This window comes from Bradyrhizobium sp. Pa8 (assembly GCF_052588265.1).
Map to the genome: position 1 here is coordinate 4986785 of NZ_CP176767.1, position 23905 is coordinate 5010689.

27 protein-coding genes are annotated in these 23905 nt (G+C 63.8%); 18 read left to right on the forward strand and 9 right to left on the reverse strand.

What is annotated here, in order from left to right; translation table 11 throughout:
* Window positions 1-267 precede the first annotated feature (267 nt).
* Together ACKWRH_RS22980 and ACKWRH_RS22985 are read left to right on the forward strand one after the other, a co-directional pair.
* A complete protein-coding gene (locus ACKWRH_RS22980; RefSeq protein ID WP_445215371.1) occupies window positions 268-495 on the forward strand; it encodes a hypothetical protein in 228 nt (75 codons plus the stop codon).
* A 774-nt stretch (window positions 496-1269) separates the two neighbouring features.
* On the forward strand, window positions 1270-3315 hold the full coding sequence (locus ACKWRH_RS22985) for an acetoacetate--CoA ligase (protein WP_445215372.1): 2046 nt from the start codon (window positions 1270-1272) through the stop codon (window positions 3313-3315).
* Between the two features lie 6 nt (window positions 3316-3321).
* Here the strand turns inward: ACKWRH_RS22985 and ACKWRH_RS22990 are convergent, their stop codons facing one another.
* Window positions 3322-3534, reverse strand: coding sequence for a hypothetical protein (locus tag ACKWRH_RS22990; protein ID WP_445215373.1), 213 nt, complete (start codon window positions 3532-3534; stop codon window positions 3322-3324).
* Window positions 3535-3739: 205 nt separating this feature from the next.
* Between ACKWRH_RS22990 and ACKWRH_RS22995 the strand changes: the two genes are divergently transcribed.
* Window positions 3740-4042, forward strand: a complete 303-nt coding sequence (locus ACKWRH_RS22995) for a hypothetical protein (protein ID WP_014495142.1) — start codon at window positions 3740-3742, stop codon at window positions 4040-4042.
* A gap of 5 nt (window positions 4043-4047) precedes the next feature.
* Here ACKWRH_RS22995 and ACKWRH_RS23000 read toward each other — a convergent pair whose 3' ends face one another.
* Complete coding sequence (locus ACKWRH_RS23000) at window positions 4048-4281, reverse strand: hypothetical protein (RefSeq protein WP_166341191.1); 234 nt, start codon at window positions 4279-4281, stop codon at window positions 4048-4050.
* 336 nt (window positions 4282-4617) lie between these two features.
* A complete protein-coding gene (locus ACKWRH_RS23005; RefSeq protein ID WP_445215374.1) occupies window positions 4618-4806 on the reverse strand; it encodes a hypothetical protein in 189 nt (62 codons plus the stop codon).
* A gap of 276 nt (window positions 4807-5082) precedes the next feature.
* Here ACKWRH_RS23005 and ACKWRH_RS23010 point away from each other — a divergent pair, with 276 nt between their 5' ends.
* The 3 genes from ACKWRH_RS23010 (at window position 5083) to ACKWRH_RS23020 (ending at window position 6703) form a co-directional block, all read left to right on the forward strand.
* Window positions 5083-5670: a formyltransferase family protein gene (locus ACKWRH_RS23010; RefSeq protein WP_445215375.1), complete on the forward strand. Its 588-nt coding sequence runs from the start codon at window positions 5083-5085 to the stop codon at window positions 5668-5670.
* 198 nt (window positions 5671-5868) lie between these two features.
* Complete coding sequence (locus tag ACKWRH_RS23015; protein WP_014495138.1) at window positions 5869-6213, forward strand: hypothetical protein; 345 nt, start codon at window positions 5869-5871, stop codon at window positions 6211-6213.
* On the forward strand, window positions 6158-6703 hold the full coding sequence (locus ACKWRH_RS23020) for a hypothetical protein (RefSeq protein WP_445215376.1): 546 nt from the start codon (window positions 6158-6160) through the stop codon (window positions 6701-6703). The genes ACKWRH_RS23015 and ACKWRH_RS23020 overlap by 56 nt, the downstream gene beginning before the upstream one ends.
* A gap of 58 nt (window positions 6704-6761) precedes the next feature.
* Here the strand turns inward: ACKWRH_RS23020 and ACKWRH_RS23025 are convergent, their stop codons facing one another.
* Window positions 6762-7160, reverse strand: coding sequence for a RidA family protein (locus ACKWRH_RS23025; protein WP_038955466.1), 399 nt, complete (start codon window positions 7158-7160; stop codon window positions 6762-6764).
* Window positions 7161-7307: 147 nt separating this feature from the next.
* On the opposite strand from ACKWRH_RS23025, the gene ACKWRH_RS23030 reads away from it, so the two are divergent.
* Together ACKWRH_RS23030 and ACKWRH_RS23035 are read left to right on the forward strand one after the other, a co-directional pair.
* Window positions 7308-8183, forward strand: a complete 876-nt coding sequence (locus tag ACKWRH_RS23030; RefSeq protein ID WP_354096450.1) for a DMT family transporter — start codon at window positions 7308-7310, stop codon at window positions 8181-8183.
* Between the two features lie 204 nt (window positions 8184-8387).
* On the forward strand, window positions 8388-9815 hold the full coding sequence (locus tag ACKWRH_RS23035) for a caspase family protein (protein WP_248877668.1): 1428 nt from the start codon (window positions 8388-8390) through the stop codon (window positions 9813-9815).
* Between the two features lie 56 nt (window positions 9816-9871).
* Here ACKWRH_RS23035 and ACKWRH_RS23040 read toward each other — a convergent pair whose 3' ends face one another.
* Window positions 9872-10765 carry a LysR family transcriptional regulator gene (locus ACKWRH_RS23040; protein WP_232208434.1) on the reverse strand — a complete coding sequence of 298 codons (894 nt, stop codon included), beginning with the start codon at window positions 10763-10765 and terminating at the stop codon, window positions 9872-9874.
* A gap of 191 nt (window positions 10766-10956) precedes the next feature.
* On the opposite strand from ACKWRH_RS23040, the gene solA reads away from it, so the two are divergent.
* The 5 genes from solA (at window position 10957) to ACKWRH_RS23065 (ending at window position 15460) form a co-directional block, all read left to right on the forward strand.
* Window positions 10957-12126 (forward strand): N-methyl-L-tryptophan oxidase, encoded by a 1170-nt coding sequence (gene solA, locus ACKWRH_RS23045; protein WP_445215377.1) that lies wholly within the window; start codon window positions 10957-10959, stop codon window positions 12124-12126.
* A gap of 76 nt (window positions 12127-12202) precedes the next feature.
* Complete coding sequence (locus tag ACKWRH_RS23050; RefSeq protein WP_028152112.1) at window positions 12203-13015, forward strand: transporter substrate-binding domain-containing protein; 813 nt, start codon at window positions 12203-12205, stop codon at window positions 13013-13015.
* A 98-nt stretch (window positions 13016-13113) separates the two neighbouring features.
* Window positions 13114-13857, forward strand: a complete 744-nt coding sequence (locus ACKWRH_RS23055; RefSeq protein ID WP_445215378.1) for an amino acid ABC transporter permease — start codon at window positions 13114-13116, stop codon at window positions 13855-13857.
* Window positions 13854-14696 (forward strand): amino acid ABC transporter permease, encoded by an 843-nt coding sequence (locus tag ACKWRH_RS23060; RefSeq protein WP_445215379.1) that lies wholly within the window; start codon window positions 13854-13856, stop codon window positions 14694-14696. Before ACKWRH_RS23055 ends, ACKWRH_RS23060 begins: the two co-directional genes overlap by 4 nt.
* An 11-nt stretch (window positions 14697-14707) precedes the next feature.
* Window positions 14708-15460 (forward strand): amino acid ABC transporter ATP-binding protein, encoded by a 753-nt coding sequence (locus tag ACKWRH_RS23065; RefSeq protein WP_445215380.1) that lies wholly within the window; start codon window positions 14708-14710, stop codon window positions 15458-15460.
* Window positions 15461-15502: 42 nt separating this feature from the next.
* Here the strand turns inward: ACKWRH_RS23065 and ACKWRH_RS23070 are convergent, their stop codons facing one another.
* Both ACKWRH_RS23070 and cysK read right to left on the reverse strand, forming a co-directional pair.
* Entirely contained in the window at window positions 15503-15742 is a 240-nt protein-coding gene (locus ACKWRH_RS23070; RefSeq protein WP_445215381.1) for a BrnA antitoxin family protein, read from the reverse strand.
* 3 nt (window positions 15743-15745) lie between these two features.
* A complete protein-coding gene (cysK, locus tag ACKWRH_RS23075) occupies window positions 15746-16723 on the reverse strand; it encodes a cysteine synthase A (protein ID WP_445215382.1) in 978 nt (325 codons plus the stop codon).
* Window positions 16724-16946: 223 nt separating this feature from the next.
* Between cysK and ACKWRH_RS23080 the strand changes: the two genes are divergently transcribed.
* Complete coding sequence (locus tag ACKWRH_RS23080) at window positions 16947-17165, forward strand: hypothetical protein (RefSeq protein ID WP_304489905.1); 219 nt, start codon at window positions 16947-16949, stop codon at window positions 17163-17165.
* Here ACKWRH_RS23080 and tgt read toward each other — a convergent pair whose 3' ends face one another.
* Entirely contained in the window at window positions 17166-18314 is a 1149-nt protein-coding gene (gene tgt / locus ACKWRH_RS23085) for a tRNA guanosine(34) transglycosylase Tgt (protein WP_445215383.1), read from the reverse strand.
* A 242-nt stretch (window positions 18315-18556) separates the two neighbouring features.
* On the opposite strand from tgt, the gene ACKWRH_RS23090 reads away from it, so the two are divergent.
* The 4 genes from ACKWRH_RS23090 to ACKWRH_RS23105 all read left to right on the forward strand — a co-directional run bounded on the left by ACKWRH_RS23090 (window position 18557) and on the right by ACKWRH_RS23105 (window position 22703).
* A complete protein-coding gene (locus tag ACKWRH_RS23090) occupies window positions 18557-19711 on the forward strand; it encodes a patatin-like phospholipase family protein (RefSeq protein ID WP_445215384.1) in 1155 nt (384 codons plus the stop codon).
* Window positions 19712-19846: 135 nt separating this feature from the next.
* A complete protein-coding gene (locus ACKWRH_RS23095; protein ID WP_445215385.1) occupies window positions 19847-20593 on the forward strand; it encodes a TetR/AcrR family transcriptional regulator in 747 nt (248 codons plus the stop codon).
* A 251-nt stretch (window positions 20594-20844) separates the two neighbouring features.
* Entirely contained in the window at window positions 20845-21447 is a 603-nt protein-coding gene (locus ACKWRH_RS23100; protein ID WP_445215386.1) for a PepSY domain-containing protein, read from the forward strand.
* Between the two features lie 218 nt (window positions 21448-21665).
* A complete protein-coding gene (locus ACKWRH_RS23105) occupies window positions 21666-22703 on the forward strand; it encodes an aspartate-semialdehyde dehydrogenase (protein WP_445215387.1) in 1038 nt (345 codons plus the stop codon).
* A gap of 114 nt (window positions 22704-22817) precedes the next feature.
* On the opposite strand, the gene queA is transcribed toward ACKWRH_RS23105, so the two are convergent.
* On the reverse strand, window positions 22818-23894 hold the full coding sequence (gene queA, locus ACKWRH_RS23110) for a tRNA preQ1(34) S-adenosylmethionine ribosyltransferase-isomerase QueA (protein WP_445215388.1): 1077 nt from the start codon (window positions 23892-23894) through the stop codon (window positions 22818-22820).
* Window positions 23895-23905: the final 11 nt, after the last annotated feature.

A 23905-nucleotide genomic window follows, 5' to 3' on the forward strand; every position in this document is an offset into this window, starting at 1 on the left:
GGTCCGGTCCGGCCGGTGCAAGGCCGGCTGCCGCTGCTCGCGGTCAGGCGGGTGCGGACGCGCCGAGGCGACGGGCTGAAATCCAGCTACGAGATCAAGGGCGCACTTGGCCTGCCGGCGGCGCAATTTGGGTTGACCGGCGCTGCTGCATGCCTGCACGCGGGGGTTGGCTAACGACAATTAACCGGATTTCCACGCGCCGGTTTACGCGGCTGCAAAGGCTCGCACCTACGCTTCCCACAACGCATCCAAGAACACTGACGTGCAATGGCCAACAGCATCTGGACGACCGAAGAATTCACCTGCGCGGGTTGCGGCATGAACTACACCGCGACACGGGAAGAGCACAGCGAAGCCCACACCGGCAGCTTCAAATGCAGCATCTGCAGCGGCGTGGTGCACACCTGGTCCGGCAAGCACCACTTCTTCGGCTGGTCGGCGGTGAAGACAAAGCCGCCGGTGTTCGGGAGACGATGGGCGGGAGTGGGTTGGTAGGCCGAGGCAAGGTTCTCACTGCCATCGCCCGGATGGAGCGAAGCGAAATCCGGGACCAGTGTCGCTCTATTGCACGAACCCCGGATTGCGCTTCACTCCATCCGGGCTACGAAACCCCATCGCCACTCTCGCCGTCATTGCGAGGAGCCCTTGCGACGAAGCAATCCAGAACGCCTCCGCGGAGAGATTCTGGATTGCTTCGCTGCGCTCGCAATGACGATGTTGAAGCAACGACGCACAATGCATCGACGGAGTTCGCAGTGACACCTTGCCCGTCGTCGGGCAAAACACTTCACGCAAAATTCCCAATGCGATTGTCAGCCCTGCCGTTGCGGCGGAACAATAGCGATCCTTTGATCACGGCAACTGCTACGACATAAAAAAACCCGCGGCAGGTTTCCCCGCGCGGGCGTTACGAATTTCCGATGATGCCACTCTGCCAGTGTTTTGCCCGACGTGTCAAATCCGGACGAGGCGATGCGTCGCTCCGTCGAGATATCGGTAGGCTGTTCGCGTTGGACAAGTCCGAAAAGAACCTGCTTGGCACCAACTGAAAATGACGAATGCATTCAATACCCCCGCTACTGTGTATGGGGTTGTTTTTCAGTTTTTGCTTTGAAGGCGTTTGAACGCCAGCTTCAGCGCCGGCCGCGCGGCATCAGGCCGGGATCGGCGACGAACGCTTTGCCGTGACGCAGGGATGAGGAACTGACGCTTCTGCTACGCCGCGACACCGGATAAACTCCCCCTCCCCGCAACAGAAGCCGACACGCAATGACCGCTCCCTTCGTTCCCCAGATCGCCCTCTACCGCAACTGGCTCGCCGGGCAGCGTGGCCTTTCCTTCGCGAATTACGAGGAGATGCGGCAGTGGTCGGTGCGCGATCTCGACGGCTTCTGGCGCAGCATCTGGGACTATTACGATCTGCAATCGCCGACGCCGTTTACGGCCGTGATCACCGAGCGCAAGATGCCGGGCGCGGTGTGGTTTCCCGGTGCGCAGGTCAACTATGCACGGCAGGTGTTCCGGCATGTCGAGGCCGCCGACGCCGCCGGCCTGCCCGCGATCGTCAGTAGCGGCGAGGACGGCAAGCTCAACGAAACGAGCTGGCCGGAGCTGCGGCGCAAGGCGGCGGCGCTTGCGCTGCATCTGAAGAACAAGGGTATCAAGCCCGGCGACCGGATCGCGGCCTATCTGCCCAACATCCCCGAAACCATCATCGCGTATCTGGCGAGCGCCAGCATCGGCGCGGTCTGGAGCGTCTGCGCGCCCGATATGGCTGCGCCCGCCGTAATCGACCGCTTCAAGCAGATCGAGCCGAAGGTGCTGATCGCCTGCGATGCCGTCACCTATGCCGGCCGCCGGCATGATCGCAACGACGTCGTCGCGGAGCTGCGGCGATCGCTGCCGACGGTCGAGCACGTCATCCTGCACAGCGAGACCGCGCCCGCAGCGCCGGACGCCGTGCTCTCCGACATCGTCGCAAGGACAGGCGCTGCGATCGACGCGTTCGAGCCGGCCTGGCTGCCGTTCGATCATCCGCTCTGGATCGTCTATTCCAGCGGCACCACCGGCCTGCCGAAACCGATCGTGCACGGCCATGGCGGGATCGTCATCGTGGTACTGGCGCTGCTCGGCCTGCACAACGACCTCGGCTGCTCCTACCACGAGAACTCGTTCGGCGAGCGCTATCACTGGTACAGCTCGACCGGCTGGATCATGTGGAATTCGCAGGTCGGCGGCCTGCTCAGCGGCACCACCTGCTGCATCTTCGACGGCAGCCCGGGCGGCACCAAGGACAAGCCGGATTGGACCACGCTGTGGCGGTTCGTGGCACAGTCGAAAGCGACCTTCTTCGGCGCCGGCGCGGCGTTCTTCGCCAACTGCGCCAAGGCCGAGATCGATCTCACTGCGGCCGGCGATCTGTCGCGGCTGCGTTGCCTCGGCTCGACCGGCTCGCCGCTCAGCGCCGATACGCAAGCCTGGTTCAACGATCGCTTCGCGGCGTTGTCGAAAATCAACGGCAGCAAGGCGCAGGCCGACATCTGGTGGGCAAACATCTCCGGCGGCACCGATTTTGCCGGCGCCTTCATCGGCGGCAACCGCGAATTGCCGCAGACCCCGGGCGCGATGCAATGCCGCCTGCTCGGCGCGGCGGTCGAAGCCTTCAGCGAGCAGGGCCGCGCCGTCATCGACGAGGTCGGCGAGCTCGTCTGTACCGAGCCGATGCCCTCGATGCCGCTCCGCTTCTGGAACGACAAGGGCGATGCGCGCTATCGCTCCAGCTATTTCGAGACTTATCCGGACAATTTCGACGGCAGCGGCCGCGGGCCGGTGTGGCGGCACGGCGACTGGCTCAAGGTCAATCCGGACGGCTCCTGCATCATCTATGGCCGCAGCGATGCGACCATCAACCGGCACGGCCTGCGCATGGGCACGAGCGAGCTCTATTCCGCAATCGAAGCGCTGCCGGAGGTGCTGGATAGCCTCGTCGTCGACCTCGAATATCTCGGCCGCGACAGCTACATGCCGCTGTTCGTGGTGCTGCGTGAGGGCACAGCCTTCGACGCTGCGATGCAGGCCAAGATCAACAAGGCGATCGAGGCCGGCCTGTCCCGGCGATTCCTGCCGAACGAGATCTTTGCCGTCGCCGAGATCCCGCGCACGCTGTCGGGCAAGAAGCAGGAGCTGCCGATCAAGAAGCTGCTGCTCGGCCAGCCCGTCGAAAAGGTGATCAACAAGGAGGCGATGGCCAATCCCGCCTGCCTCGACTGGTACCTCGCCTTCGCCCGCGACTATCTCGCCCGAACCGCGGCGTAGCTTCGATCAACCGCCGCCGAAATTGGAGGGATCGAGATTCCTGTTCTCCGACGGCGGAATCGGCGGCTGCCCGGGAAATTTGTACCAGCCGGGCGGGACCGGCGCGTCCTCGGGCAGATGGACGACGACGTGATGGCGCGGGCGGGCATGATGCGCCGGCGCGGCAGCCGCCGACGCGCATGTTGCAATCAAGAGGACCAAAGCCAGGACAGACCGCATCGTACGCGCTCCAGATGTCCACCCAGGCTCCATGTGGTGCGGGAACCACGCTGGGACGACGCATCGCAACGTCACGATGTCTCACATCGGCGGCATCGCTGCTGCCGGGAGACCTGGAGATCAACCCAATTGCGCCAATGGCGTTTGGATTCCGTTCACCGATCGCCGCTAGATCAGGTTGGATCCTCCGCGACGAACAGCAGCTATGGCCGACCTCAACGCCGTCCTCACCAGGCTCAACGACCGTCTGCTCCGCCTCGAAGGCGAGCTGTTCGTGCTGCGCTCGCTGGCGCGCGCGACGCTGACGGCGGGCGACGACCATGCGGCGCGCATGCGCAAGCTGGTCGAGGCCGCAAAGGTCGCGCTCGACGACGAGGCCAAACGTGAGCTCGACAAACCGACGCGCAAATATGTCGATGCGGCAACCGCGCTGGTGGAGGAACTGCTGGTCGAGCCGACCCAGGCACGGCCGCTGTTCACCGTCATCGACGGTGGCCGGCGCGACTGAGCGCGTCAGATCGGACGTATCCCGCGGGGATCCGCGGACTGGGCCTTCAGCCGGCTGAGCCCCTCCTCGATGATCGCGATCTCCTCGTCGATCTTGCCGATCGGCAGGCTGAAATCATAGCCGGACCTGCTCTTCAGATCGACCGCGAGCCGCTGCCTGTGCATCATCAGCTCGTCGAGCCCACGGCGGTTCTTCAGCCGCACATAGGCGTCCACGATCTGCTCAATTGCGCTCGGCATGAAATCGGTCCCGGCAAAAAAGCCCACGCGGCGCACCCACGCCGGCGGGACATTTTTGGTGTCGCGGTACGCAATACAAATCCGCGACGGATTCGTCGATACGACAGGCAGGTTGAGAACGCGTTACCGTTTTATGATTTCGTGATGGCCGGCATGAAAAAGCCGCTGGCGATCACTCGCCAGCGGCCAAAGCCGGGTTCGAAAACGGATTCGGAATCAAATTTGGCCAGCCCCGGTTGGTGCATTCTAGCGGCACACGGGGGCTCCTTATGTCAGGAATGAAACAGAGGAACCGGCGGATACATCATTTGCTGTCGATGTGGCCGCCCGGCAACGCTAGTCCGTGACGCAAAAATATTTGCGCGGCAGCCTGCGGTAGGCGCTGTAGCGGTAGTACGGCCTGTAGGCGTAGCCGCGATAGAGTGCGGGCAGCTCCTCGTCGTAATAGGCGGCATGGTAGAAATTATAGACCTGCCCTTCGACGCAACGATAGGCATCCCACGTCGGACCGATGAAGGGCGCCACCCCGACCTCGGGCGGGACCGACGGGTACGGCCGGCCGGCGCGCGCGGGCGTGGCTACGCTCAGTGCCGCGAAACCACGCGCATCGCATGCGCTCGCTCCTGATACGGTGCAATACGCGCATGGAAGCACCGGAACGGCCGGCCGCGCAATCGCGGCGTCTGTCGCGCCCCGCGCCCGTTGCATTGTTGATAACCGGCACAAACCGCCCGCGGCTGGTGACAGGACGCACCGACGTGTTATCGGGGATGACGCAGTTGCGAGACGGATCGGACACCCATGCGCATTACCCTCGTCGGCTCCCGCCATTTCGGCGTGACCACCCTGAACATGCTCCGGGAGCACAGCGTCTCGATCGTGCGGGTCGTCGTGGCCGACGCCGAGGATCGCCTCGCCGCGAGCGCCAAGGCGGCCGGCATCGAGGTGGCGGTCCAGGCCAATCCGAAACTGGTGGTCGCCTCTGAGATCGGGCCCGACACCGACCTGATCATCACCGCCCACAGCCACGCCCGGATCGGCAAGGACGCCCTGGCCGCCGCGAAGTTCGGCGGGATCGGCTATCATCCCTCGCTGCTGCCGCGTCATCGTGGCAAAGCCGCCGTGGAATGGACCATCAAGGAGGGCGATCCGGTCGCAGGCGGCACGATCTATCATCTTGCCGACCGCATGGACGCCGGCGCCATCGCCGCCCAGGACTGGTGCTTCGTCAGGAAGGGCGAGACGGCTCGCGAACTCTGGGAGCGCGCGCTCGCTCCGCTCGGCCTCAAGCTGCTGGCCGACGTGATCGACTACGTCAAGGTCCACAAGGCGTTGCCCTCCAAGGTTCAGGACGAGCAGTTCGCGACCTTGGCGCCAAGTCTTTCGTGAGTCCTTCCCCCTGAGTCCCCTCCTGACGTTTACCCTTAACGTGAAGCCGCGTTGATTCTGCTTCGAAAATTGGAGCCGGAAACACAAATAAACCATTGTTTCCACAGGAACAATTTTCGCTTTGGCAATGCAACAAATTTCCGTCACATTTGGGCCGAATAAGCGTCAGCATATCAGACAGATTCAAGGACGGAATTCATGCGTTTTGGTCGCATTACGGCATTCTGTGCCGCTTCAGTTATCACCCTCGCCGCTCCCGCTTTCGCCCAGACCCCCTATGACGGCAACTGGCACGTCACCATCGTGACCAAAAGCGGCACCTGCGAGCCGACCGCGAGCTCCATGCTGACGGTTGCCGACGGCAAGATCACCGCGCCCGGCGCTAACGTTTCCGGCACCATCGGCAGCGGGGGACTTGTGAAAGTTTCGATCAATGGTGCATATGCCAACGGTCAACTCAGCGGCAACGCCGGATCGGGGAAGTGGAATGGAGCATCTGCAGGCATACCGTGCAGCGGGCGGTGGGAAGCATCGCGCCAGTAAGAAATTCGGGACCCACGTCGTAAGCCGGCGGCTGCTGATCGCGGCCGCCGTTTTGTTTGCGGCGGGGATCGCCAACTCTGAGAGCAAGGCCCAGTCCGGCCCGTTCGCCCCGCTGGCGGGGAGCTGGAGCGGTGCCGGCACCGTCACGCTGGATGACGGCTCGACCGAACGGATCCGCTGCCGGGCCAGATACGCCCCGATCGGACCGACGATGGAGATGTCGCTGACCTGCGCCAGCGACGCCTACAAGTTCAATCTCGGCGCCAACGTCAGGGCTGAAGGCGGCGCCATCGCCGGCAGCTGGTCCGAGGCCAGCCGCAACATCAGCGGCTCCCTCCAGGGCCGCGGCGCTGGCGGAAACTACGAGCTGGTCGCCTCGACCGCCGGCTTCAACGCCAACATCTCGCTGAAGACGTCCGGCAACAAGCAGAACGTCACGATGCGCGCGGACAGCCAATTCCGCGGCGCCAATATCTCGCTGTCGCGCTAAGGCGGCCCGCGTTCAAGGCAAAAGCCCCGGCGATTCCGCCGGGGCTTTTTTATGCGTTTTATGCGTTCGGCACGAACGCCGTGACCTCGATCTCGACCTTGGCCCGCTCGTCCACGAGACCGCCGATGTAGAGCAGCGTCGAGGGCGGAAAATTGCGCCCCAGCGTTTCCTTCCAGGCCGCGCCGATGCCGGCCCCGGCCGCCTCATATTCGCTCCGGCTGGTCAGGTACCAGGTCAGGCGGACGATGTGCTCCGGACCGGCTCCGGCCTCGCCCAGCAGCTTGATGATCCGCTTCAGCGCGGTTGCGACCTGCGCCGCCATGTCAGGCGCGTAATTGCCGGTCTCGTCGCCGCCGGTCTGCCCGGCCAGCACCACCCAGCGGCCCGGCCCTTCGGCCACGACGCCGTGAGAAAAGCCCCGCGGTTTCTTCCATTCGGCCGGCTGCAAGATTTGCATGAGCGAATATCTCCCTTTTCTTGTTGTTCAATGCTGCCTTAGCACGCCGCCCTGCATCGCTGCATCCGCAGTTTTGGCCGTTGCAAACGCCGGCGATGTCGCCGATACCGGCCCTCCCCTCAGGCTCGATCGCCCGCACCAGCAACGATGACCGCGACACCGTCCAAAACGATGGCTGCACTGTGGATGGCCGGCTGGCTGGCGCTGATGCTGGTCATGGCGGTTGCCGGCCGCGAGACCACGCGCGAGCTAAACGTTTTCGAGATCATGGAAGTGCGCTCCGTGATCGGTTTCACGCTGCTGCTGCCGATCATCTACCGGGCCGGCGGCTTCAAGGCGGTCGCGACCAAACGCCTGCCCCAGCACCTCGCGCGCAACGGGGTCCATTATTTCGCGCAGCTCGGCTGGTTCTACGCACTGACGCTGATCGGGATCGGCCAGGTCGTCGCCATCGAATTCACCATGCCGATCTGGACCGCGCTGCTGGCCGCAACGTTCCTGTCCGAGCGCATGACCGTCTGGAAGATCGCCGCCATCGCACTCGGCATCGTCGGCGTCGTCATGATCGTGCGGCCCGCCACCGGCGAGATCAATCCGGGCCAGTTGATCGCGCTCGGAGCCGCGATCGGCTTCAGCATTTCCATGATCTTGGCGAAATCGCTGACCCGGACCGAGAGCGCATTGTCGATCCTGTTCTGGATGATCGTGGTGCAGATGGTCGTGGGCCTGCTGCCGACGCTCTATGTCTGGACCTGGCCGTCAACCACTCTCTGGGGCTGGCTCTTCGTCATCGGGGTCTGCGGCACATTCTCGCACTATTGCCTCGCCAGCGCGCTCCGCTACGCGGATGCAACCATCGTGGTGCCGATGGACTTCCTGCGGGTGCCGCTCACCGCGACTGTCGGCTGGCTGCTGTATTCGGAGCGGCTCGACGCCTGGACCGTGCTTGGCGCGACGCTGATCCTGTGCGGCAATCTCCTGAATCTGAAGCCAACCGCCCCGGTTCCCGCCCGCGCGCAGTGAACCTCGCGCTGTCTCGCGCGACAAAAACGAAGTGGCCGTGTGATTTTGATCACGTTGGAGGGTCATTCCATCGTGCACATTCGGCCACACAGCAGCGGGTTGAATACGACGTACTGCCGTTTTGGTGGCGCGAAGTCGGGCACTTCGTGTAGGTTCGTTGCCAATTTGTTGCTGCCTGCAATTCGATTCTGTTGGGGATTTCAGATGCGCACTCTCACCCTGCTCGTTTCGCTGATGTGCATGGCACTGTCGGTCAGTGCCGCGAAGGCCGACCGCCGTGTCGCTTTCGTCGTCGGCAACGGCTCCTACAAGAACGTCGCACAATTGCCGAACCCGCCGATCGACGCCAAGGCGATGGCGGCGACCCTGCGCAATGTCGGCTTCGAGGTGATCGAAGGATCCAACCTCACCCGCGACCAGATGACGGAGAAGCTTCTGGACTTCGGCCGCAAGGCGCAAGGCTCCGATGTCGCAGTGTTCTATTACGCCGGCCACGGCATCGCGGTCAGCGGCAGCAACTACCTCCTGCCTGTCGACGCCGACATCAAGTCGGAGATGGACGTCAAGCTCGGCGCAGCCATCAATATCGACCTGACGCTCGAGCAGACCATGGGCGACGCCAAGGTCAAGCTCGTCTTCCTCGACGCCTGCCGCGACAATCCTTTCGCCGCCAAGATCAAGTCGAACTCGGCAACGCGCAGCGTCAACGTGCAGAGCGGTCTTGCCGAGATGAAGTCGGGCGAAGGCACGCTGATCGCGTTCGCCACCGGCCCGGGTCAGACCGCGCTCGACGGCCAGGAGGGCAACAACAGCCCGTTCACCCGCGCGCTGATCGACAACATCACCAAGCCCGGCGTCGAGATCCAGCAGGCGATGACGTCGGTGCGCGCCCAGGTCAACGAGGAGACCCGCAAGGGCCAGCTTCCCTGGGGCCACACCAACCTGATCGGCGCGGTCTATCTCAACCCGTCGCAGCAGACGCAGGTTGCCAACGCAGCCCCGACCGCTTCTGGAAACGTGCCGGCAGCAGCGAGCAGCTCCGACGGTGTCGAGCTCGAGTACTGGCGCTCGGTCAAGGAATCCAACAAGCCTGAAGAGCTCAACGCCTATCTCTCGGCCTATCCGAACGGCCAGTTCAAGGCGCTGGCGCTGGCGCGGCTTGCGGCGATCAAGAGCGGCCCGTCCACGGCGACCCGCAATCTGAACTCCGGGATCGATCCCGCCACCTTCACCGATGACGCCAGCCAGCTTACCGAGGACCAGATCGGCCTCGACAAGGGCCAGCGCCGCGACGTGCAGCGCCGTCTGACCGGGCTTGGCTTCGACACCAAGGTGACCGGTGCGTTCACCGACGAGACGCGCTCGGTGCTGAAGCGCTGGCAGGCCGCTCGCGGTTATCCCTCGACCGGCTACCTCAACAAGCTCCAGCACAAGGCCCTGCTGTCCGAGATCGTGGCGGCCGCGCCGGCCACCGCGAGCGACGACAGCGCGAAGCCGGCACGGCGTGCTGCCCCGGCTCAGGCCCAGAGCAGCGCACCGGTTCAGCATCGCAACAGCGGCGGCGGCGATGCCGGCGCAGCCTTCGTCGGCGGTGTCGTCGGCGGCATGATGGGCGGCATGTTCCGCCGCTGAGGCGCAAGGCCAGAGCTCAAACGGAAAAGCCCGGCGCCAGCCGGGCTTTTCCGTTGCTAGTAATCCTGGGTGAACCAGGGCACGAGCGTCCGGACGCGCGGCATCGCCTGCGTCGTAATGCTCATTCGCGCCATCTCGGCGATGCGCGGCGCCAACGATGAGAGATCTCCGCGCCGGGTCACCAGAAGCAGCTCACGAAAGAATCCAGGGCCCGGCAGCGGGAGAGCGCTGACCTGGGCCGCGTGGGCAAGCCCCTGCAACAGACACAGCGGCGTGGTGATCGCCACGCCCATGCCGGTCGCGACCATGGCTACCAGGCTGTCCGAGGTATCAAACTCGAAGGCCCGTGGCGGTCGAATGCCCAAGCGACTCAGATGGCGCTCGACCTGAGCGCCGACATAGGAACGTTCGCTATGCCGGACCAGACGGTGCCGGGCGAGGATCTCGCGCAAATCAAGGTCGGCGAATTCAGCTTCCAGTCCGCGCGGCACCACGAGCAGGTACGGCTCGCGGTAGAACGGGAAGCGCTCGACGTCATACAGGTCGTCCATCGCATCGCATGTGATCGCCGCGTCGATCATGCGACGAACCAGGGCCTCGGCATGAGAATGAGCAAGCCCCGACCATGCCGACAGGCTTAGCGCGATCGACCCCGTCATGAGCTCCTTGACGAGGTGCGCGCCGACGGTGCCCGCGTAGGAATCGACGAGGCCGAGCCTGAGATCGACACGTGCAGACTGTTCCGCCGCAGCCCGGAGCGTGCTGAGAAGCACATCGAAGTCGCGATTCAGATCGAGAACGCGGTCTGCGAGGATGCGCCCTGCCCGGGTCGGCGTCAGCGGCCTGCGGCTGCGGTTGAAGAAGGCGACGCCGACGGCGGCTTCGGCACGCCTGACTGCCTGAGATACCGCGGATTGCGTCATCCCGAATTGGCGCGACGCCTCGAGCATGCTGCCGGAGTCCGCGACGGCAGCGACAATCTGCAGGCTTCGAAGGTCTGGAACAGGTGGCTGCATCCCGATGACTTAAGCAGAAGTCATATAGGGATGCAAATTCTCTTCATTCCATGAATTATCCTTGTCGAGGAGCCGCATCTGAAAGCAGAATTCGTGCTGTCCTAACAATTAAGCAGTCCCGATCCATGAGCGAGCAAGCGGATATTCTGGTGATCGGCCTCGGTGCCATGGGCAGCGCGGCCCTCTATCAACTGGCCAAGCGAGGGGTAAAGGCGGTCGGCCTCGATCGCTTCGCCCCGCCCCACACGATGGGATCCAGCCACGGTGAAACCCGCATCACCCGGCAGGCGGTCGGCGAAGGCCGCGATTACGTGCCCCTGGTGCTGGATACCCACCGGATCTGGCGTGAGCTCGAAGCCGAGACGTCTGCGGAGCTGCTGAACCCATGCGGCCTCGTCGTCATGGCGCCCGGTGTCGGCGAGACGTCGCACCACGGCAAGCCCGATTTCGTCGCGCGCTCGATTGGAGCGGCGCGTGACTTCGGCATCGCTCATGAAGTGATCGACGGGCGAGAGGTGGCTCATCGCTTCCCGCAGTTCCTGAATCTCCAAGGTAACGAGAAGGCCTATTACGAGCCCGGCGGAGGGTACGTTTTTCCGGAGCGCTGCATCAAGGCGCAGCTGACGCGCGCGGAGCAGCTCGGAGCAACGATCCGCACGGGAGTCGAGGTTCTCTCGATCGCGCAGCGAGGCTCCGCCGTTCGGGTGGAAACGTCCTCAGGCACATTCGAGGCCGACCAGGTGGTGGTGTCGGCCGGCGGCTGGAATGCCCACCTGCTCGGCGCGCCGTTTGACCGCGTGCTTACGGTGAAGCGGCAGGTGCTGCATTGGTACGAACTCGACGATACCAGCGCGTATCGCGCCGACGCCCCTGTGTTCATCTGGATGCATGGCGCGACGGATGTCGACTACCTCTACGGCTTCCCGCCGCTGCCTGGCGATCGTCGTCTCAAGGTCGCGACCGAGCAGTACGAGACCAGCACGACGGCCGATACGATCGACCGCACCGTCGATCCCGCCGAATCGGCGCAAATGTACCGGAAGCACGTCGCGGGGCGGCTCGCCGGCGCCACGCCGCGCGTCGCGCAGGCGGCAGCCTGCATCTACACGGTGACGCCCGATCGGGGCTTCATCATCGACCGCCATCCCGACCAGGACAGGATTTGTGTCGTCTCGGCGTGCTCGGGCCACGGCTTCAAGCACTCGGCAGGTATCGGCAACGTCGTGGCCGGGATGGTGACCGACGGTCGAAGCGCGATCGACCTCAGCCCATTCTCCATCTCCCGATTTTCGTGACGTTTGGCACGAGCCTTGTATCTTGAGAATGCGCGCGCAACGCGCGTCGTGATTACAATCCTGGAGGCGTCATCCGATGAGAGACATTGTCCGTTCCATGATGACAGGCATCGCGGCGTTGCTGATGCTTGGCAGTGCCCAAGCAGCTGATGGCGTCGATGCCATCAAGCAGCGCGGCACGTTGAATGTCGGCGTCAAGGCCGACTACAAGCCCTTCGGCTTCCGCGATCCCACGGGAAACGTGGTCGGCATCGAGCCGGATCTCGCCGCAGACATTGCCAAGCGCCTCGGCGTCAAACTCGAACTCGTTCCGGTCGCGGCCTCCAACAGAATCGAATTTCTTCAGCAGGGAAAGGTCGACCTGCTGATCGCGACCATGTCGGACAGGCCGGAGCGCCGCCGCGTGGTTCAAGCCATCGAACCGCTGTACTACTCGGACTATGTGAACATCCTTCTCAACAAGAAGTCCGGCATCAAGGACTGGGCCGAGCTCAAGGGAAAACCCGTCTGCGCAACGTCGGGGGCCTGGTACAACAAGGACGTTGCCAAATCCTACGGCCCCGAAATCGTTGCGTTTGACGGCTCGGAGAAGCCTCTGTTCGCCATGAAGCAGGGCAACTGCATCGGCTATGTCTACGATCAGACCTTCCTGCAAGGCAAACTGCTCGAAGACGAGTGGAAGGCGGACTACGACTTGCCCCTGAAAGGTATTTTGCCATCGCCATGGATGATCGCTGTCGCGCTCGATAATGCCAGCCTTCAGAAGCTGCTCGAAGATACGACAAAGGACTGGATGAAGACCGGCTTCATCGTGGCAGCGGAAAAGAAGTGGGGCATTACGCCGACCGAGTATTCGCTGCTCATGCATGAGCAATACAAGGACAAGTAGATGCGCAGAGCGGAGCGCCAGATACATCTTGCGCTCCGAACAGGTCGAGCCAATGCACTGATACGAGGCATCGCCTCAACAGTTTGGTGTCGCGCAAAATGCACGAAATCGGCGACTGGTTTCAACGGCTCTACGAAACAACGGGGCTGAATTTCTCCGTATTCTACGATGCCTACGATTGGGACCGCTATTTCGGCGGGCTCAAGATGACGTTGCTTCTGAGCATCACGACCATCCTGCTGAGCCTCATCATCGGCGCGGTTGGCGCCTTGCTGCAGGGCAGTCCGTCGATGCTGTTGCGGTTGCCCGTCAATGCTTTCGTGGTGGTGTTCCGCAACACGCCGCCGCTGGTCCAGATCTTCTTTTTCTATTTCGGCCTCGGCACCATGCTTCCGGCCGTCGAGGCGGCGGGCATGCGCGTTCCGCTGCTGAGCAACGTCCAATGGGCCATCATTTCGCTGTCACTGTTCGCGGCCGCCTTCAACGTCGAAATCTTCCGCTCCGGCATCGAGGCGGTGCCGAGGACAACGCTGGAAGCCGCGGAGGCGCTCGGATACACGCGCCTCAAGGCTTACATCCATATCGTCCTTCCGCTGGCCATTCGCGTCTGCCTTCCCGCATTGAACAACAACCTCGTCAACCTGCTCAAGACGACGACGCTCGCCTATGCGATCGCCGTTCCCGAAACGCTGTACGCGGTCAAGCAGATCTGGTCGGAATCGCAGAACGTCTTCGAAATGATGGTCGTATTGCTGGCGACCTACGGCATCCTTGTCGGCGTCCTCGTCTGGCTGATGCATCGCTGGGAGCGGGCGATGCGCATCCCGGGATATGTCCGATGAAAGACGTCCAGGCCGAGCCCAGGCTTGCCGTCCTTCTGCCGTACCGTCCCGCGCCGGCCCGGATATCCGTTCGGATCGGCCCGTTGGCGGCCGCGATCCTCTGCTTCTGCGCCATCATGGCCGCGTCCACCGCGTGGGCGCAGACCGGACCGGCGATGCTGTCCCCGCTGCAAGTCATCGTGAAATGGTCGCCACTGCTGCTGCGCGGGTTCGCCTTCAACATCCTGATCTCCCTGCTGGCCATGCTGCTGGGGACCGTCGCCGGGCTCGGCCTGGGTCTGGGGTTGTTGTCGGAGTTTCGACCGCTCGCCGCCGTCAGTTGGCTCCTGACTCAATTCTTCCGCAACGCGCCCTGGCTGGTGCTGCTGTTCTTCGTCATGTTTCTGGTGCCCTTCCAGGTCACCCTCTTCAAGACGACCATCCCGTTGCCGGATTGGATCAAGGCAACGGTGGGCTTCGCATTGCCCGTCATGGCGAATGTCGCCGAGGTCGTGCGCGGTGCTGTCCGCTCCATCCCGTCGACGCAATGGGAGGCGGCCGAATCGCTCTCGTTCACACGGCGCCAGACGATGTGGCTGATCATGCTGCCACAGTGCATCAAGCGCATGCTGCCGCCCTGGATGAACGTCTATGCGCTGGTCGCGATGTCGACGGTGCTGGCATCGATCGTCGGTGTTTCGGAAATGCTCACCCTGACTGCGCAGGTACATGCCGCCGAAGGCGGCAGACCGGAACTGTTCGCGCCGCTCTACGGTTTCGCGCTGCTGTGTTTCTTTCTCTACTGTTATCCGATCAACCTCTGGACCGCTCGTCTCGAGCGTCGGTTCCGCATACGCTGAGGGAGCAGAGCATGGCCACGAGCTGGACTCCGGATCAGCCCATCGTCCAATGCGTCGACGTCCGAAAGTCGTTCGGCGCTCTCGAGGTTCTGAAAGGCATCAGCCTGTCGGTCAGGAAGAGCGAGGTGATCTGCATCATCGGCCCGTCCGGATCAGGAAAATCCACGCTGATCCGCTGCATCAATGCGCTGCAGCCGATCTCGTCCGGCAGCATTCAGATCGAAGGCATCGAGGTGTCCGATCCCAGGCTCGACAAGTTGGCGCTGCGCCGCAAGGTCGGGATGGTCTTTCAACAGTACAATCTTTTCCCGCACAAGACCGCGCTCCAGAACGTGATGATGGCGCCGATCCATGTTCTCGGCCAGAAACGTGCCGAGGTCGAAGTGCGCGCCCGGGCGCTGCTTGCCAAGGTGCGGCTCGCGGGGAAGGAGGATACCTATCCCGGCGAACTCTCCGGCGGACAGCAGCAGCGCGTGGCCATCGCCCGCTCGCTGGCGATGCGACCGGACATCATGCTGTTCGACGAAGTTACGGCCGCCCTCGATCCGGAAACGGTCAAGGAGGTCCTGGTCACCATCCGGGAGCTGGCCGAGGATGGCATGACATGCCTCCTCGTCACCCATGAAATGAACTTCGCGCGTGAGGTCGCCGATCACGTCTACTTCACCGACCGCGGTGTGATCGTCGAGCACGGGCCGCCGGAAGCCTTGTTTACGGCGGCCAAGGACGAGCGAACGCAGCGGTTTCTGTCGCAGGTCCTCTGAGTTCGCCGGCGCGCCGCCCTTCGGCGCCCCTGGCAGGAGGCGCTACTTCCCCGCCGCCTTGCGCAGCGCCTCGTTGATGCGCTCCTGCCAGCCCGGCCCGCCCTGCTGGAAGAACTCCAGCACGTCCTGGTCGATGCGCAGCGTGACCTGCTCCTTGATTCCCGGCGCCACGTTCGGCTTCGGCGGCGCCACGGTGACCTTGGCGGTCACCTTCTTGAACGCTGCCTCGGCCTCCGACCGCGCATCGCCAAGCGTGCGTGGCCGCCTCGGTTGATCCGTCATGTCCTAGATTCCCTCAAACAGAGCCGTCGAAAGATACCGCTCGGAGAAGGACGGCACTATAGCCAGAATGGTTTTTCCCGCAGCTTCCGGCCGCTTGCCGATCTGGAGCGCAGCCGCGATCGCCGCGCCCGAGGAGATGCCGCCGGGAATGCCCTCATGCCGCGCCAGCGCCCGCGAGGTCTCGATCGCGGTCGTCGAGTTGATCTTCACGATCTCGTCAATCACCGAGCGGTCGAGGATGTCGGGCACGAAGCCGGCGCCGATGCCCTGGATCTTGTGCGGCGTGTGCTGGCCGCCTGATAGCACCGGGCTTTCCTCCGGCTCGACCGCCACCACCCGCAAGGACGGTTTGCGCGGCTTGAGCACCTGGCCGACGCCGGTGATGGTGCCGCCGGTGCCGACGCCGGCGACGAAGATATCGACGTTGCCGCCGGTGTCGTTCCAGATCTCCTCGGCGGTGGTACGGCGGTGCACCTCGGGATTGGCGAGGTTCTTGAACTGCTGCGGCATCACCGAATTCGGCGTCGTCTTCAGGAGCTCCTCGGCGGTCGCGATCGCGCCCTTCATGCCCTGTGCCGCCGGCGTCAGCACCAGCTCTGCGCCGAGAAAGGCCAGCATCTTGCGCCGCTCGATCGACATCGATTCCGGCATCACCAGCTTGAGCCGGTAACCGCGCGAGGCCGCGACGAAGGCGAGCGCGATGCCGGTGTTGCCCGAGGTCGGCTCGATCAGCACGGTGTCGGGCTTGACGATGCCGGCCTTCTCCATCGCGATGATCATGGCCGCGCCGATGCGATCCTTCACGCTCGCGGCGGGATTGAAATATTCAAGTTTTGCCAAAATCGTCGCGTTGACGCCGTGCATGCCCGGCAGCCGCTGCAAGCGCACGATCGGCGTGTCGCCAAAGGCCTCGACGATCGAAGAGTAGATCCGGCCGCGGCCGGGCTGGTGCGCTGCACCCGTGTTGGACGATACGTCCATGATGAACTCCCTGTGACGACAATTTCTGCTTCTGCAGCGTCTCTTGTGCAGTAACGGACAGCTTGGGACGACACGCAAGCGACAATGCGGCACATGTTAAATACGCTGCATCGCAAAATCGCGTGAGCTGTAATTATCAGAAAACCAACGCATTTGTGTTGCGACCTCGTCAACTGATTCGGTCTATGTTAGACTTAGGTCTCAAAGCAGAGAGGTCACCACGATGTCAGCAGTCGCTGAAGTGTTGTCGACCGTCGCATATCACCGCGACCCGCGTTGCAGCGAGTTGCCCACCTGCCCCGTCTGCGCCGACTCGATGGTCGCCGCCGAAGCATCGGCCTACATCTCTGACCACATGATCAGCTATCTCTGGACCTGCGACAATTGCGGCTACGGCTTCGTGACCAAGCACGCCGTCAAGCAGCGGATCGTCTGCAATTGATTAGCGCGGGGCTATGTCGCCCCTCGCCCAGTCCTGGCGCGTACGCTGGTAGAACTCGTCGAACGTCCCGTGTGCGATCGCGTCCCTGATGCCCTGCATCAGGAACTGGTAGTAGGCGATATTGATCTCGGAGAGCAGCATGGCGCCCAGCGTCTCGCCCGCCTTGACGAGATGATGCAGGTAGGCGCGCGCGTAGTTGCGCGCCGACGGCCAGGAACTCTCTTCGTCGAGCGGACGCGGATCGTCGGCGTGGCGCGCGTTGCGCAAATTGACCTGGCCGAAGCGCGTGAAGGCAACGCCATGGCGGCCATTGCGCGTCGGCATCACGCAATCGAACATGTCGATGCCGCGCTTGACCGCTTCGAGGATGTCGTCCGGCGTGCCGACGCCCATCAGGTAGCGCGGCCGCTCTCTCGGCAGCATCGGTGCGGTCTCGTCGATCATCGCCAGCATCACCGCCTGGGGCTCGCCAACGGCAAGTCCTCCGATCGCATAGCCGTGGAACCCGATTGCGACGAGGCCCTCGGCGCTGGCGTGACGAAGTTGCGGCACGTCGCCGCCCTGCACGATGCCGAACAGCATGTAACCGTCGGGCGCACTCTCGAATGCGCGCTTGCTTCGCTCGGCCCAGCGCAGCGACAGCCGCATCGCCCGTTCGATGTCGTCGCGCTCCGCCGGCAGCCGCACGCATTCGTCCATCTGCATGGCGATGTCTGAGCCGAGGAAGCGCTGCACCTCGATCGAGCGCTCCGGTGACAGTTCGACCTTGGCGCCGTCGATATGCGAACGGAATGTGACGGCGCTCTCGGTGACCTTGCGCAGGTCCGACAGCGACATCACCTGGAAGCCGCCGGAATCCGTCAGCATGGGCCCGTTCCAGCCGGTGAACCGCTGCAGGCCGCCGAGCGCCGAGATCCGCTCGGCGCCGGGACGCAGCATCAGATGATAGGTGTTACCGAGCACGATGTCGGCGCCGGCCTCGCGCACCTCGCGCCAGTGCATGCCCTTCATGGCGCCGGCGGTTCCGACCGGCATGAAGGCCGGCGTCCGCACCACGCCATGCGGCGTGGTCAGGCGCCCGGTGCGCGCGGCGCCATCGGTGGCGAGCAGCTCGAAATGATTGGGTAGACCGGTGTCGGGAAGATTCATGGTCGTGCTTATTGCGTGTCGGAAGAGGCTGATCAACCCGCTCGGACGACGCCAGAGCCGGCTTGTGGCTCAGACCGGGACATATTTGACGCCGACTTGATCGCCCGGCGCGCTTGCCAAACAAAACGATACAGTGTAGTTTTTGCCTGGGGCTGGACGAGATGCCGCGGTGAATTTGCCGGCGGCAGTATTTGCGTGATCGCCAGCCACCGACAATGCCCTCTGCTTCATGTTCGACCGAAATGTCCGGCCCCTCGCGCGGCTGGATCAAACAGGCAGGCGTCCGCCTGACCGGATTCCTGGCTCTGGCGTGCAGCCTGGCACTCGGCGCCTGCACCTCCCTGCCCCGCACGCCCTATACGGCCGCCGAGGCCAGTACATCGCGCGTGCTCGATATCGACGGTCTCAGGCGCTACGCCGACGAGCCCGTCACGAAATTCAGCTTCGAGAAGGACACCAGCACCGCCACGAAGTCCTATCTGGCGCTCTCCGGCGGCGGCGCTGACGGCGCCTATGGCGTCGGCGTGCTGAGCGGTTGGACCGCTGCCAGAACCCGTCCCACCTTCTCCGTCGTCTCGGGCGTGAGCACCGGCGGCCTGATCGCACCCTTTGCGTTCCTCGGCTCGCAATATGACGACACGCTGAGGGAGGTCTACACCAGCGGCATCGCCGAGAGCCTCCTGAACGATCCCAGCATCATGCGCGTGCTGTTCGGATCCGGCCTGTTCGGCAACACGCGGCTGCGCGAGCTCGTCGCGCGCTATGTCGGGCCGGAGATCATGGCACAGGTCGCGCGTGAAAATGCCAAGGGCCGAAAGCTGCTGGTGGTGACCACCGATCTCGACACCCAGCGTACGGCCATCTGGGACATGGGCAAGATCGCAGCGGTCGGAACACCCGAGGCGCTAAAACTGTTTCGCGACGTGATGGCGGCTTCCGCCAGCATTCCCCTGGTGTTTCCGCCGATCATGATCGACGCCGAAGGCCAGGGCCGCAGATTTCAGGAGATGCATGTCGACGGCGGCGTGACGGCGCCGGTGTTGACGCTGCCGGAAGCGCTGCTCTCCCAGGACCGCCTGCCCGGCAACGCGCGGATGAACATCTACATCCTCGTCAACAAGAAGATCGAACGCAATTTCGAGCTCGTGTCCAACAGCACCATCGACGTCGCCTCGCGCAGCCTGTCGTCGATCACCCAGTCGCAGACGCGCTCGATCATCTTCTCGACCTATGATTTCGCCAAGCGCAACAATCTCGGCTTCCATCTCTCCTACATCGCACGCGATTATCCCGCGCCGCCTTCGGAAGGGTTCGACACCGCCTATATGCGGGCGCTGTATCAGTACGGATATGAGAAGGCTGCCTCCGGCCAGGCCTGGACTTCGAAGCTGCCGTGATCTCTCGTGACGGAACGAGACCGTGCCGAAACCGTTGACGATATGGCCAATTCGGCCAGATTCGCGATGACGCCCCCGCTCCTGCGCGATATAGAGCGAATGACGACGATTAGAAGCGCGCAGGAATCATTGGGCATGGGATTGACTGCGACCAGGACAAAACCGGCGGCGCCACGGCGCGAGGTGCCGAAATCACGCGGCGGCCGTCCGACGAAAACCGCTGCGATCGAGCGCGATCAGCGGCTGATCGAGGTCGCCACCCGCCTGTTCCTGGATCGTGGCTTCGACGCGACCTCGCTCGACGCGGTCGCGGAGGCGGCCCGGGTCAGCAAACCCACCGTCTATTCCCGCTACGGGGACAAGCGCGGCCTGTTTGCCGCCGTGCTGAGGCGCGAAATCGCGCGCTGGCTTGCGCCGCTATCGGCAGCCGCCGAGACCCAGCTCTCCAGCGCTTCGGACATTTCGGTCGAGCAGCGGCTGGTCGAGATCGGCCGGGAGATGCTCACCTTCACCTGCGGGCCCGATGCTGTCGCATTCAGCCGCATGATGACGTCACAAGCCATCAACTTCCCCGACATCGCCAAGCTCGGCAAGGAGGAAGGCTGGCTGAAGGCCGTCGCCACCACGGCCCGCTTCTTCGACCATCTGGTGGCGCAGGGCGCACTCGATGTCGACGACACCACGATCGCGGCAGAGGTGTTCCTCGACGTCGTCGTCGGTCACACCCACCGCCTGGCGACGTTTGGAACGGCGCTGGAATTGAAGGCCGCCGAGAAGCGCATGCGCGCGGCGATCAAGCTGTTCCTGGCCGGTGCGCTGGGACCAGCAGACCGCATCCAGAGCCCCGCAAAGGGCACACAGCGGCGGCGCCCGTCCCGCTGACAATTCCGTGAGGTCGCGACGTTTCCCCTTCGAGGTTACGCCCGTGTCGTTGACCAAAACAAAACGATACGGTATGGTTTAGTTATAAGCGATACGGACCGCTTTTTCACCAGCCCCAAAGAGGTCCGTACCGCCCAAGATCGCCGTGCCGGGTCCAGCCCGCTGCGACGCTCCGCGGCCGGCCGATGCCCAAGGTCGGCCGCGAATTCTTTACGATCATCCGGCACACTCGCTGGCCGAGGGTTTCGAGCATGACGACAGCCAAACGATTGACCTCGCAACTGCTTGCGATCGCCTTGCCCGCGCTGCTCCTTGCCGCGCCGGTGCAGGCGACCGTGACCGGAGGCACGCCGACCGCGCTTCACGGCGACACAGATGGTGATGCCGAAGTGGACCGCCAAGCGGTCAGCCGCGAAATCGAACGATTCCGCAGCTCGTCGATCTCGATCAGCCAGGCCATGGCGATTGCGGAAGCCCGTCATGCCGGCGCCACGACGGCGGATGTGAGTTTCGACGGTGGCTCCGGCGTGCCGGTCTACCGGGTGAAGACCCTGCACAACGACCGTATCTGGCGCCACACCATCAACGCCGCAACCGGCGAGCTCGTTGGCGGCGAAGCCGCCCTCCCCCTCGCCGAACTCGATCTCGACGACCGCAGCAACCTCGCGGCGCTCGGTGCCATCAAGCACCGCCTTGCGGATGCCGTGCATGTCGCCGAACGTGCGGCCTCCGGCAAGGCGATCAGCGGCGGACTGGTGCGCGAACGCGGCCGGCTGAATTTCGCGATCGTCGTCATCAGCGGCGACAACCTCAAGGAGGTCATCCTGGAGCCGCCGGGCGCCCGGGCGAAATAGCGGCGGCCACAATCCCGCCGAAAAGCCATTGACTGACGCGAAACTCTCCCGCATAAGTCGCCGCCATGTTCACGACCACCAAACGCACGACCAAAACCACCACGGCCTTCGGGGCCCGGGGAGGCGTGCGCGCGTAGGTCGTCGACTTAAACGCAATCCACTCTACCGAAGCTCCGACCTCTGGTCCGGGGCTTTTTTGTTGTTTTCAGCTCAATGCAATGGAGGAGAATGTGAGTAACGATCCCGTCGTCGCGATTGTCGGCGTCACCGGTGCGGTGGGCGCCGAATTCATCGCCACCATGGACAAGCGCGGCTTTCGCGTCGGCAAGCTCAAGGCACTCGCAAGCGCCCGCTCGGCCGGCAAGACGGTATCGTTCCGCGGCCAGGACGTCGTCATCGAGGAGCTCACCGAGCGCGCCTTCGAGGGCGTCGACATCGCGCTGTTCTCGGCCGGCGGCAGCATCTCCAAGAAGTTCGCGCCAATCGCTGTCAAGGCCGGCACCGTCGTGGTCGACAACTCCTCCGCCTTCCGGATGGACCCGAACGTGCCGCTGGTGATCCCCGAGATCAACGCCAACCGGATCCGCGACCACAAGGGCATCATTGCGAACCCGAACTGCGCCGCGATCACCGCGCTGGTGCCGCTCTGGCCGATCCACCAGAAGAATCGCATCAAGCGCGTCATCATCTCGACCTACCAGGCGGCCTCCGGCGCCGGCGCCGCCGCGATGGACGAGCTCGTCGAGTCCACCCGCGCCAATCTCAACGGGCAGGTCTATACGCCCAAGGTGATGCCGCACCCCTACGCCTTCAATCTCTTCAACCACAACACGGCCGTCGACCCTGAAACCGGCTACAACGACGAAGAGACCAAGGTCATCAAGGAAACCCGCAAGATCTTCGAGGACGAGAAGATCGCGATCGGCGTCACCTGCGTCCGCGTGCCGGTGCTGCGCGCCCATTGCGAGGCCATCACCTTCGAATGCGAGAAGCCGATCAGCGAGGATCAGGTCCGTGCCATCATGGCGCAGGCACCTGGCGTGAAGCTCGTCGACGACCGCATGAAGAACTACTTCCCGATGCCGATCGACGCTTCGGGCCAGGACGACGTCCTGGTCGGCCGCATCCGCAAGGATCTCAGCGATCCCAGTGGGCATTCGATCTCGATGTTCGTGGCGGCGGACCAGCTGCTCAAGGGCGCCGCGCTGAACGCGGTGCAGATCGCGGAGTTATTGCCGCAGCGCGTGATGGCGTAACGGAAGGTGCCGTAGGGTGGGCAAAGGCGCGCAAGCGCCGTGCCCACCACTCCTACCGCGCATTTAAGAAGAATGGTGGGCACGCTTCGCTTTGCCCACCCTACGGCGCCGAAATCAGTAGCGCGCCCGAAACAACAAGCACGCATCCCCGTACGAATAGAACCGGTACCCCTCCGCGATCGCGTGCGCGTAAGCCCGCTGCATCGTCTCAAGTCCGGCAAACGCCGACACCAGCATGAACAGCGTCGACTTCGGCAAATGGAAATTCGTCATCAGAATATCGACGGCACGGAAGCGATAGCCGGGGGTGATGAAGATCGACGTCTCGGCCGCGAACGGCTGGATGGTGCCGTCCTCGCTGGCCGCGCTTTCGAGCAGCCGCAGTGACGTCGTGCCGACGGCGATAATGCGGCCGCCATTCTGCCGAGCGGTGTTGAGCCGCTCCGCCGTCTCGGCCGAGATCGTGCCCCATTCGGCATGCATCTTGTGGCCTTTGGTGTCGTCCACCTTCACCGGCAGAAACGTCCCGGCACCGACATGCAGCGTGATGCGGTTGATGCCGACGCCGCGGTCGCTCAGCGCCTGCTCGAGGGCCGGGGTGAAATGCAGTCCCGCAGTCGGCGCGGCAACGGCGCCTTCGTTCACCGCAAACATGGTCTGGTAATCGGCGAGGTCCTGATCGTCGGGCGTGCGCTTGGACGCGATATAGGGCGGCAGCGGCGGGCTGCCGACATCAGCGATCGCCTGGTCGAGCGTGGGACCGTGGAAGGAGAACGACAGCGTCACCTCACCTTCGGCGCCCTTGGCCTCGACCTCGGCGTCGAGATGGCCGAGCAGGCAGACCTTGCCTTCATTGCCGAAGCGGATGCGGTCACCGGCAATGAGCTTCTTCGCGGGCTTCACCAACGCCTGCCAGCGCGAGCCATCGAGGCGCTTGATCAGCGTCGCCTCGATCTTGGGCTCGGTCTCACGGCCGATGCGGCGGCCCTTGAGCTGCGCCGCAATCACCTTGGTGTCGTTGACGACGAGCTGGTCACCCGCCGCGAGCCAATCGGGCAAATCGGCAATGGCGCCATCGCGCAGCACGCCACCGCCCTGCACCACCAGCAGCCGCGCCGACTCGCGTGGGCTCGCCGGCCGCAGCGCGATCCGTTCTGGAGGAAGCTCGAAGTCGAAGAGATCAGTACGCATGTGTCCTGTGC

Coding starts and splice junctions, on each gene's coding strand:
- ACKWRH_RS23025 (WP_038955466.1), bottom strand. CDS start 7,160: ATGCAAATCTTGCAGCCGGCCGAATGGAAGAAACCGCGGGGCTTTTCT.
- ACKWRH_RS23010 (WP_445215375.1), top strand. CDS start 5,083: ATGCGCATTACCCTCGTCGGCTCCCGCCATTTCGGCGTGACCACCCTG.
- ACKWRH_RS23035 (WP_248877668.1), top strand. CDS start 8,388: ATGCGCACTCTCACCCTGCTCGTTTCGCTGATGTGCATGGCACTGTCG.
- ACKWRH_RS22985 (WP_445215372.1), top strand. CDS start 1,270: ATGACCGCTCCCTTCGTTCCCCAGATCGCCCTCTACCGCAACTGGCTC.
- ACKWRH_RS23040 (WP_232208434.1), bottom strand. CDS start 10,765: ATGCTCGAGGCGTCGCGCCAATTCGGGATGACGCAATCCGCGGTATCT.
- ACKWRH_RS22990 (WP_445215373.1), bottom strand. CDS start 3,534: ATGCGGTCTGTCCTGGCTTTGGTCCTCTTGATTGCAACATGCGCGTCG.
- ACKWRH_RS23055 (WP_445215378.1), top strand. CDS start 13,114: ATGCACGAAATCGGCGACTGGTTTCAACGGCTCTACGAAACAACGGGG.
- ACKWRH_RS23065 (WP_445215380.1), top strand. CDS start 14,708: ATGGCCACGAGCTGGACTCCGGATCAGCCCATCGTCCAATGCGTCGAC.
- queA (WP_445215388.1), bottom strand. CDS start 23,894: ATGCGTACTGATCTCTTCGACTTCGAGCTTCCTCCAGAACGGATCGCG.
- tgt (WP_445215383.1), bottom strand. CDS start 18,314: ATGAATCTTCCCGACACCGGTCTACCCAATCATTTCGAGCTGCTCGCC.
- ACKWRH_RS23050 (WP_028152112.1), top strand. CDS start 12,203: ATGAGAGACATTGTCCGTTCCATGATGACAGGCATCGCGGCGTTGCTG.
- ACKWRH_RS23095 (WP_445215385.1), top strand. CDS start 19,847: ATGGGATTGACTGCGACCAGGACAAAACCGGCGGCGCCACGGCGCGAG.
- ACKWRH_RS23080 (WP_304489905.1), top strand. CDS start 16,947: ATGTCAGCAGTCGCTGAAGTGTTGTCGACCGTCGCATATCACCGCGAC.
- ACKWRH_RS22995 (WP_014495142.1), top strand. CDS start 3,740: ATGGCCGACCTCAACGCCGTCCTCACCAGGCTCAACGACCGTCTGCTC.
- ACKWRH_RS23105 (WP_445215387.1), top strand. CDS start 21,666: ATGGAGGAGAATGTGAGTAACGATCCCGTCGTCGCGATTGTCGGCGTC.
- ACKWRH_RS23090 (WP_445215384.1), top strand. CDS start 18,557: ATGTCCGGCCCCTCGCGCGGCTGGATCAAACAGGCAGGCGTCCGCCTG.
- ACKWRH_RS23070 (WP_445215381.1), bottom strand. CDS start 15,742: ATGACGGATCAACCGAGGCGGCCACGCACGCTTGGCGATGCGCGGTCG.
- ACKWRH_RS23100 (WP_445215386.1), top strand. CDS start 20,845: ATGACGACAGCCAAACGATTGACCTCGCAACTGCTTGCGATCGCCTTG.
- ACKWRH_RS23020 (WP_445215376.1), top strand. CDS start 6,158: ATGGAGCATCTGCAGGCATACCGTGCAGCGGGCGGTGGGAAGCATCGC.
- ACKWRH_RS23060 (WP_445215379.1), top strand. CDS start 13,854: ATGAAAGACGTCCAGGCCGAGCCCAGGCTTGCCGTCCTTCTGCCGTAC.
- solA (WP_445215377.1), top strand. CDS start 10,957: ATGAGCGAGCAAGCGGATATTCTGGTGATCGGCCTCGGTGCCATGGGC.
- ACKWRH_RS23000 (WP_166341191.1), bottom strand. CDS start 4,281: ATGCCGAGCGCAATTGAGCAGATCGTGGACGCCTATGTGCGGCTGAAG.
- cysK (WP_445215382.1), bottom strand. CDS start 16,723: ATGGACGTATCGTCCAACACGGGTGCAGCGCACCAGCCCGGCCGCGGC.
- ACKWRH_RS23015 (WP_014495138.1), top strand. CDS start 5,869: ATGCGTTTTGGTCGCATTACGGCATTCTGTGCCGCTTCAGTTATCACC.
- ACKWRH_RS22980 (WP_445215371.1), top strand. CDS start 268: ATGGCCAACAGCATCTGGACGACCGAAGAATTCACCTGCGCGGGTTGC.
- ACKWRH_RS23030 (WP_354096450.1), top strand. CDS start 7,308: ATGACCGCGACACCGTCCAAAACGATGGCTGCACTGTGGATGGCCGGC.